Here is a 6,388-nt window from a genome sequence, read left to right as displayed (position 1 = left end):
AAGCTGGTTAATGCTGCCCATTCCGTTGTCACATCCTGCGTTGCGGTTGAGGATGTGGCAGCCGGCAGCACCGCGGCAGGGGGCGCTGCTTCGGTTGTCGTCCGTAATCCGGCCTGTGCATCGCGGGAAAAGCCGACACCGTCACCACGAATGCCGAACTTGACGGGCTCTTTGCAGCAGCAATCGCACGATTTCCCGAAAAGGCATCTGATCTGACGGCGCTGCAGACCCGGTTGATGTTAGGACGTGGTGCGGCTCCGGCGAAAATTTCCATTGCGCCAGATGCTAAGAAACGACCGGAAGTTCGTCCCGCGCAAAGGCCAACAGCGGCCCAGCCCGAAGTCGCCGAAAAAGCACCAATGCGTTCCGAAAAGGCCGCCCCGCAGACCGCAGCACCGGCACAAGGCGGATCTGGCTGCAAAAGCTTGGGCGGGGGCGGGAATTCTGCCTCCCGTCAGGCCGAGCGCGGCTGGTGTGCCTACAATCTTGACCGCCCAATGGACGCCCTTTCGGCATTTCAAAGCGCCGAGCCGCGTCTGACGGGCGCGGCGCGGCGCGATGCGCGGTTTGGCATGGCGTTGTCTTACCTGAAGCTGAACATGTCCGAAGAAGCCGCCCGCATCGCCGCCTCTACCAATCTGACACGACAACAGCGCGTGGATGTGGAATCAATCATCCTCAATCAGCGCGGCGTTTTGGCTTACAAGAAAAAGCAATACCGCAAAGCAATCGGCTATTTCGATGCGCTTGAACAGGTTTCCGGCCATTTGCGCCGTGACCTGGCCATCTTGCGCGGCTACGCTTACCTCAACAATGGCAACATATCGAAGGCGCAAGAACAGTTTCAGCGCCTTCACGATCAGTTGGCAACGCCCGAAACGCGCCAAGCCCTTGCGGCGGCGGCTGAATCGCGATGAACCTACCAGCGCAAAGCTTCAAAACCCACGTTCACCGACGTCTGCGCATAATCAAAAAAATCCACGCTGGATTGATTTGTCATATAAGAAATCTGCGCCGACAGTCCGGGGCGAAATTGATAAGATAGACTGATCCCCATCGCCTTGTCGGCATGGGGTGTGCCAAGAAAAGCGCCGCCATCTGCCTTTTGGTACCACAGTCCCAGTCCGGTGGCGTGGCCCTCCCATAACCACTGCACATCTGCCGCAACCCGCATACGCAGCGCGGTTTCGCCCTCGATCGGTGCAGCGGTGCCGAGTGAAAATTTGGTCGCGGCTTTGTCCCATATGCTCGCCCAAGACAGCGTGATCGTCGGCTGATCACCGATATCATAATGCGTTTCGCTCAGTTCAGCAGTCACCTCGTGGTAGGCCGCCTCCGTCTGGAAAAGTTGCGTTACCGCAAGCGCGGTTTCCTGCGACTCGCTTGTGCCCAGCTCGCGCTTTACCGCAGACACCGTTTGGCAAACGTCAACAAAGCTCCAGCCTTGAACATGATTGCGGCTGCATAACGCGAATTCAGAATTGCTGCGCCCGATCTGGTGCTCGGGTGACCACACGGCTTCGGCGCGCAGGCGGCCTTCCACATAACGCCCATTCGCCCATGCCAACCGCGCGACGCCTCCACCGGACAACCCCATAACGACGCCGCCCTTGGCGCGAAAGTTCGGGTCAGCCTCAAAGATAAACCCGCCATAGGAAAAGCTGTCTTGCAACACGCCGCCATTGATATTGCCGTCATAGCTAAGGACGGGTTCCAGCCATGCCTCGGTTGCGATCACCCGGCTTTGGCCAAATTCATAGTAAAAGCCCTGACTGGTCAACGTTTGCCTCATAAGCGTGACTACGTCTTGCGGGGCATCGCCAGTTTCCAAAAGCTTGCCGTAGGCGAAGGTGCGCAGCCGTTCAGACCCGGCAATGCTCGCGATGCGCGCGCGATCCAAGACATCGCCTTGCGCCGCACCGCCGATGACAAGGCACAGCGCGCCACCACAAAAGCTAGGGCAGCGCATTGGGATCGGTGCCGACAAACACGCCGTCAACAGTCAGTGGTTTGCCGCCGAGTGTCCCCTGAGCGGTATAAACGCCCGAGGTTGTCATGCCGTGTTTGTTATTGGCATAGGCAGGGGTGCCGCCGATATTTCCGCGCAAGCTGCCATCAATAGCAGAGATAGTGCTGCTGTTGGGATCCCACACCTGCACCGTGATCGCCCCGCCATAGGCACCTGATCGAATGTTGAAGGGCAAGCCCTTTGCGACCACTTCGGTGCGAATGTTGGATTTGCCGCTCACCCCTGTGCGCAGATTGATATTGGCGGTTTGTTTATCGAAATTAAGCACAAGATCCACCAGACCGTTGCGGTCGCTGCCGCTTCGGATTGGCTGACCGCCCGCCCCGACCCAGACAAAGTTCTGGCCCCTTAGGTAATAGGTGCCCTTAGCCGCAATCAAGCGGCCATTCTTTTCGTTCTTGAAAGGAATCTGATCAGCTGTCAGCCGAAGCACGCGTTTGACAGTTTCTTTGCCGCCGGTGGTCTGCACCTGAGCCAAAACCTCAACGGTCATTTTGCCGCGATAATTCGCGTCACACAGCGCAATCAAATTGCGGTATCCGGCGGGGTCGCGTGGGTTTTTATCCTCAAACTGCGCAATCACAGCCGCATCGGCTTTCTTGGAATAGTCACGTCGCACACGGTTAAAACCGTTATCGTCCCGGACATAAGTCGAGAATGCAGCCGTCTTCACATCAGCCGCCGCCGCCGCCAAAGACGTGCTGTTTTGACCGCCACCGCCGCCGCCACAGCCAATCAGCAGTGTAAGCGAGAGCATTGCCGTGATACCGATTACAACACGCATTCTACATCCTGGGGTTGATTCTCCACAACTTACAGGATTACCCTACGACACCGGCCGTCGCCACTGTTTCCACACAAAGCCGCGAACAATCACGCAGGACGATACATGAAAGAACCATACACCGCCAAAGTCCGATGAGAGGGGCGCATATGCTGGCTGACCAGATGCAGAGCATGATTGATGCTAGAAGCATGACTGAAGTTAAGGAGCGCGCGCGAATTGCGGCCCTTCAGGCATTGGATGTTCTCGGCGCTCCTCGCGAACCGGCGCTTGATCGGATTGTGCGTATGGTGAGGTTAGAGTTTGGCGCACAACATGCGGGCATCATGGTTATTGATCGCGACAGAGCGGCATTTGTCGCTCGTGACAATGTGACGATAAAGTCAATCCCGCGCGATGAGGCTCTTTGCAATACCGCAATACAGCATTCCGAACCCTTGATAATCCACGACATGTTGACAGACCCCCGCGTCCACGGCCATCCGCAAGTCGCGCGCGGTATCCGCAGTTATGCAGGCGTGCCATTAAGAACCCGCGACGGCTACAACATCGGCTCACTTTGCGTGTTTGACCCAGAGACATTGACGATCTCCCCTTCCAGCATAAGCAAAATGCAAGAATTGGCGCTTCTCGCAATGGATTGCATCGAACTCCGTCGCTTGGCTATCCAGGATCATTTGACCGGAGCCTTGAACCGTCGTGGCTTCATGACAGAGCTTGATCGTGAGATACGCGATCTGCCGCCGGGCGCCAGCTTGGCACTGGCGGTTGTGGATTTGGACCACTTCAAACAAATCAACGATCGTTTTGGCCACCCTGCTGGCGACAGCGTGCTCCAAACCATCGTCGCACTGGCGACAGCAAAATCGCAGCGATCCGAAGTTATCGGTCGGTTGGGTGGCGAAGAGTTCGGCATACTCATGCCCGGGCACGACGAACTTTCCGCCTTCACATGGATCGAAGACCTGCGCAGGACGATTGAAGCGCTTCGGCTGACAAGCTTCCCAAATCTAACTGTGACGGCGAGTTTCGGCATCGCAGAATCCGGACTTACCGCCCAAACCTCAAGCGCGATGCTGGCGCAGGCAGACGCGGCCCTTTACCGTGCAAAATCAGGTGCAAGAAACATGACAGTGCTCGCAAGCCAATTCGTCTAATCGGACGGAGCGCCCAGCGTATCCGCCATCACCGCGCCGCGCTTGCCCATCGGTCTGTCTGGGCCAGTGGTTGTATCTGCGGCGGTCTGGTGCTCCAACTCGCCGTTGATTTCGCCGCCTAGGATGATCACGATGATCGACAGCCAAACCCAAAGTAGAAAGCCGATCGGCGCTGCCAACGCGCCGTAGGTTGCATCAAAATTGGCGAAACGGTCCAGGTAGGTGGTAAAAGCGATCGACACGATAAGCCAGCTGATCGTGGCAAAGCCGCTCCCCCAAGTCACCCACCGCCACTCTGCCGGCCGTCGGCTCGGCCCGTGTCGATAAAGCAAGGTCAGTGCGACCCCCAAAAACAGCACAAGCAGCGGCCAGCGGAGCAAGCCCAAAACCACCACTTCCATCGTGCCCAGCCTCAGCAACGCGAGGATAGCCGGCATCACCGCCAGCACAACAATCATAAGCAACATCAGCGCCATGGCACCAAGTGTGAAGGCAAAGGCAACCAGGTTAAGCCGGACAAAAGACCGCTTTTCCCGCTCGCTGTAGGCGAAGTTCAGCCCTTCGATGATCGCCTTCACCCCACCATTGGCGCTCCAAAACGCGATAAGTAGCGAAACGATAAGACCAAACGTCAGCGTGCCGCCTTGCGTTGACGTAAGACGCGCAAGCTGATCTGCGATCACATCAACTACAGCTGGGGGAAGCAGTCCGCGCAAAGACTGCGCTTGGTCCACCGCCGTCGCAGGATCAAAGAAGATGCCATAAACCGACATGAACGCAACCAAAGCCGGAAACAGCGCAAGCAGAAGGTAAAAGGTCACGCCGCCCGCGATCAGCATGACGTGATCTTGCGCCAAAGACTTCCATACTCTCCACATCACATCCTTCAATCCGCGCGCTGGGATTGCAGATGGCGTTTCGGCCTCCCGGCCCCGGGCAATGTCATCATCGGTTAAATTCATGCGTTGGACGCCTTTCTTGACAGGCTGATCAAAGCCCAAACTTGTGGCCGTTTCGCCGTAAACGAAAATAACGTCACATAGTTTCGCGCCATAGAAATTTAACTCTGGGTTTGCGCGCCGCCATCGAAATGTGTTCGCTAGGGCACGGCCTGCAGGCCAACCCCCGCCTTAACCGTGCCGAAACGGCCCAAAAAGCCCCACGCCCTATATGCGGTGCCGTTGGGCAGGTTCCAGCCTGCCCTTGGCGAACCCGCTACGCACGGTGCTTATCACGCCGAGCGCCACGTACTTGGGCAAGTGGCGATCACCCACTCTCGGCTTAGGAAGGAATGATCTTGCGGGCGCGTAGCTCGTCAAACACGTCGAAAAAGCTTTGGCTGGTCTGCTGATAGGCAGTGAAACCACGGGTGCGGCTGTTGGTCATGTCGGTGAAACATTCCAGCGTGCGGCCCAGATCGGCGTCCGAATGCCACCACGACGCCAGCTTGTTGACCGGAATGTCCTGCAAACCGTGCTTGGCAACAATCTCTGCCCAAAGCGTCGGCGCATCGGCCATCTGGCTTTCCAGCGGCACCGGATGGCCGGGGTATTCACCGACGGGCAGCCCAAAATACCCGGCAATCTGCGCCCAAAGCCAGGTCCAGCGGAAAACGTCGCCGTTCACGGTGTTGAAAGGCGTGTTCTCGGCGCCCTTTGTCGTCACCGCCCAGTGCAGTTGCTTGGCGAGAATGCGCGCGTCGGTCACATCAGCCACCGCCGCATATTGCTCCGGCGAGCCGGGGAATACGAAGGGTCGCCCGGTGTGTTTGCAGATGGAGGCATAGGTGGCCAGCGTCACCGCCATGTTCATCGCATTGCCGATGACAAAGCCGATCATCGTATGCGGGCGGTGCACGGTCCAGTTAAAGCCGCGCTTGGCCGCGTATTCGAACAGCACATCTTCCTGCGCATAGTAGAAGTTCAAGCCCGGCAAACGCGGGCTGCTTTCCAAAAAAGGCGTGTAGGGTTTGACATTGGCGTAATCCTCGAAGGAACCGAGGTAGTGCTTCAGCCCCGTCACCAGCGCCGCATGTTTGAGCGGCGCATCCGCCAGACCTTCGAACAGGTTGCGGATCATCAACGCATTGACGCGGACGTTTTCTTCCTCGTTTTGCTGGCGCGACCATGTGCAAAAGAACACATGCGTTACATCCGAAGCTGCCTGCAGCGCGGCGCGTGTTGCCGCCGCATCCTCCAGATCCGCCGCGATGTGGCGATCCGACCACGGCAGATCGGCAGCGCTGCGCGACAGGGTCACAACCGTCCAGCCTTCAGCCTTCAGGTGCTGACCTGTATAGCTGCCGGAAAGCCCGGTCGCCCCCACGATCAACGCGACGTTTTGTGTGCTCATGGTCTAAGACTTCCAATTCCGAGTGTGGCTGCGCCAAGCGTGGCAAAGCAGTTCAGCAAGACCCGC

At 57.8% G+C, this 6,388-nt stretch carries 6 protein-coding genes; 2 read left to right on the top strand and 4 right to left on the bottom strand.

Annotated elements, in window-relative coordinates:
- Window positions 1-359: 359 nt before the first annotated feature.
- A complete protein-coding gene (locus tag JWS10_RS04240) occupies window positions 360-917 on the top strand; it encodes a hypothetical protein (RefSeq protein ID WP_299505109.1) in 558 nt (185 codons plus the stop codon).
- A 2-nt stretch (window positions 918-919) separates the two neighbouring features.
- Here JWS10_RS04240 and JWS10_RS04235 read toward each other — a convergent pair whose 3' ends face one another.
- Together JWS10_RS04235 and JWS10_RS04230 are read right to left on the bottom strand one after the other, a co-directional pair.
- Entirely contained in the window at window positions 920-1,987 is a 1,068-nt protein-coding gene (locus JWS10_RS04235; RefSeq protein ID WP_299505107.1) for a hypothetical protein, read from the bottom strand.
- Window positions 1,956-2,813, bottom strand: a complete 858-nt coding sequence (locus JWS10_RS04230; protein WP_299505106.1) for a viral aspartic protease — start codon at window positions 2,811-2,813, stop codon at window positions 1,956-1,958. Before JWS10_RS04230 ends, JWS10_RS04235 begins: the two co-directional genes overlap by 32 nt.
- A 14-nt stretch (window positions 2,814-2,827) precedes the next feature.
- Here JWS10_RS04230 and JWS10_RS04225 point away from each other — a divergent pair, with 14 nt between their 5' ends.
- Window positions 2,828-3,970 (top strand): sensor domain-containing diguanylate cyclase, encoded by a 1,143-nt coding sequence (locus JWS10_RS04225; protein WP_299505103.1) that lies wholly within the window; start codon window positions 2,828-2,830, stop codon window positions 3,968-3,970.
- Here the strand turns inward: JWS10_RS04225 and JWS10_RS04220 are convergent.
- Together JWS10_RS04220 and JWS10_RS04215 are read right to left on the bottom strand one after the other, a co-directional pair.
- A complete protein-coding gene (locus JWS10_RS04220) occupies window positions 3,967-4,932 on the bottom strand; it encodes a YihY/virulence factor BrkB family protein (RefSeq protein WP_299505101.1) in 966 nt (321 codons plus the stop codon). The two genes, JWS10_RS04225 and JWS10_RS04220, sit on opposite strands and share 4 nt — an antisense overlap.
- Before the next feature lie 319 nt (window positions 4,933-5,251).
- Window positions 5,252-6,322, bottom strand: a complete 1,071-nt coding sequence (locus tag JWS10_RS04215; protein WP_299505100.1) for an SDR family oxidoreductase — start codon at window positions 6,320-6,322, stop codon at window positions 5,252-5,254.
- Between the last annotated feature and the right edge of the window lie 66 nt (window positions 6,323-6,388).

It is taken from the genome of Cypionkella sp. (assembly GCF_028290025.1).
In the GTDB taxonomy this organism is placed as follows: domain Bacteria; phylum Pseudomonadota; class Alphaproteobacteria; order Rhodobacterales; family Rhodobacteraceae; genus Cypionkella.
The sequence above is the reverse complement of the archived record's forward strand: the minus strand, read 5'-3'. Positions and strand labels throughout refer to the sequence as shown.